Raw genomic sequence first — 1,282 nt, 5'->3', positions numbered from 1 at the left:
GTTTTCTTCGATGTGTTCGGCCTTGCGTTTCTGCTCGGCGGTGTATTTGTCTTTGCTTCCACGAGGCATGGGATTTCTCCTGGCTATAGGAGCTGGCGCAGGCTTCGCCAGCTCCTGCTCGGTTAGTTATCCAGTTTGCGCGCCGCCTCAACCCCAGCGGCGCTGAGTTTGATCGGCAGGTTCAGCGAGTGCTCGCCGGCTTCGTTGCAGATCACATGACCGTGCTGGATCAGCCCACGCTCCTGCAGCGTCGCAAGGGTGCTGGCCACGACTTTCTCCCCCCGGTAATTGTCCAGAACCTCCTTGCCCAAGCCGCTTGGATGGGCATGCAGCAGGCGGGTCAGGACTTCTTTTTCCAGGTTTTTATCGACGTTCATGGTGACCTCTTGGTTGGGATGGACGAGTGTTGCTCCTCGCTCGCATTGGCGAGCCCTTACTCGATATTGGTCCGTCCCCGACCGGGATTGGTGCCTGATGAACGACGAGCGGTGTGGCTCTGGCTCCTCAGCCGACGCCGATTTCTTCCTTGAACAGCTCCATGAATCCCTTCAAGCGTTGATGGCGAACCTGTGCCAGACGCTGGCCGGTGGTCGTTTGGAAGCCGTCCGCCAGGTGCAGCAATTTGGTCTGGAAATGATCGAGGCAAAAGCGTTTGTCATCGTAGTCCCGCTCGTTTGCCTCCGGGTCCACAGGGTCGTACAGCGCGCTGCCCATGCGCCCGGCAATGTAGAAAGTACGCGCCACGCCGAGCATGCCAAGCGAGTCGAGGCGGTCGGCGTCCTGGATGATTCGGGCTTCGAGGGTCGTGGGTGTGATGTTGGCGCTGAAGCTATGGGCCTCAATGGCATGGACGACCGCGGTGATTTTTGCGTCAGGCCAATCCATGGCTGTCAGCACTGTCGACGCTTTCTGCGCCGCCAGCCGTGACGCCTGGGAACGCAGCGGCGAGTTCTTCTCCACTGCCACGCAATCGTGCAACAGCACGGCGGCCAGCAGGACCTCAAGATCACCGCTTTCTTCAGCATGAAGCGTGCGCACGTTGTGCCATACCCGTTGCAAGTGCGACAGATCGTGGGCGCCATCCTCGCCAGGTTCCAGCGCATGGGGCAGCAGTTCAGAGGCTAGATTCTGCAGAGGCGCGAAAGCGGCGGTGCTCATAAATGTCCTAAGTATGAAAACGCTTTTGTGGCGAGGGAGCTTGCTCCAATGCCAGTAAGTTAAACCGTAAATGCAATCCGTAGCAGCTGCCGAGCCTGCGAGGCTGCGTTCGGCTGCGCAGCAG

At 59.4% G+C, this 1,282-nt stretch carries 2 protein-coding genes and 1 pseudogene; all 3 read right to left on the bottom strand.

Going from position 1 to position 1,282, the window contains the following annotated elements; all coding sequences use genetic code 11:
* Positions 1-69 (bottom strand): annotated as a pseudogene (locus tag AC1DLB_RS30290) (termination factor Rho); the annotation flags it as partial.
* Between the two features lie 53 nt (positions 70-122).
* Positions 123-377 carry a hypothetical protein gene (locus tag AC1DLB_RS30285; RefSeq protein WP_018926197.1) on the bottom strand — a complete coding sequence of 85 codons (255 nt, stop codon included), beginning with the start codon at positions 375-377 and terminating at the stop codon, positions 123-125.
* 127 nt (positions 378-504) lie between these two features.
* Positions 505-1,158: an HD domain-containing protein gene (locus tag AC1DLB_RS30280; RefSeq protein ID WP_019582749.1), complete on the bottom strand. Its 654-nt coding sequence runs from the start codon at positions 1,156-1,158 to the stop codon at positions 505-507.
* Positions 1,159-1,282: the final 124 nt, after the last annotated feature.

The organism is Pseudomonas sp. 05N434, from assembly GCF_056396965.1.
The sequence above is the reverse complement of the archived record's forward strand: the minus strand, read 5'-3'. Positions and strand labels throughout refer to the sequence as shown.

Coding starts and splice junctions, on each gene's coding strand:
- AC1DLB_RS30285 (WP_018926197.1), bottom strand. CDS start 377: ATGAACGTCGATAAAAACCTGGAAAAAGAAGTCCTGACCCGCCTGCTG.
- AC1DLB_RS30280 (WP_019582749.1), bottom strand. CDS start 1,158: ATGAGCACCGCCGCTTTCGCGCCTCTGCAGAATCTAGCCTCTGAACTG.